Origin of the sequence: Flavobacterium salmonis, from assembly GCF_903819435.1 — a bacterium.
Classification (GTDB): Bacteria; Bacteroidota; Bacteroidia; order Flavobacteriales; family Flavobacteriaceae; genus Flavobacterium; species Flavobacterium chungangense.
On record NZ_CAIJDP010000038.1, the window covers coordinates 1 to 419 of the forward strand.

Sequence of the window (419 nt, forward strand, 5' to 3'; positions counted from 1 at the left end):
AATGGATACAAAAATTACATTCCATCGGTCTATTATCTGGAAGTTTTTTGCCGGATTTACAAACTGAACAACTGCGAACTTATTGCCGACACAGAGCTGGTTTAATTGATCTTGCTGCTGACACAAGCAAGAAAATGCAAAAATACCTTCGTTTACTCAATCTTCGATTGGATATAATTGTTAAAGATATTTGTGGTTTGACGGGACTTAAGATGATAGAAGCCATTTGCAATGGAGAAACTGATGCCCAGAAATTAGCCTCTTTAAGAAACGGAAACTGTAAAAAAAGTGAAGCAGAAATGCAAAAAGCACTCCAAAGCAATGGCCGTAAAGATTATCTATTTGCTCTAAAGCAGGAATACCAGATGTATCAAAATCTGCAAAATCAGATCAAAGACTGCGATATAGAAATAAAAAAA

General features: G+C 35.3%; 1 pseudogene. It reads left to right on the top strand.

What is annotated here, in order from left to right:
* Nucleotides 1–134: 134 nt before the first annotated feature.
* Nucleotides 135–419 (top strand): annotated as a pseudogene (locus FLACHUCJ7_RS00230) (IS110 family transposase); the annotation flags it as partial.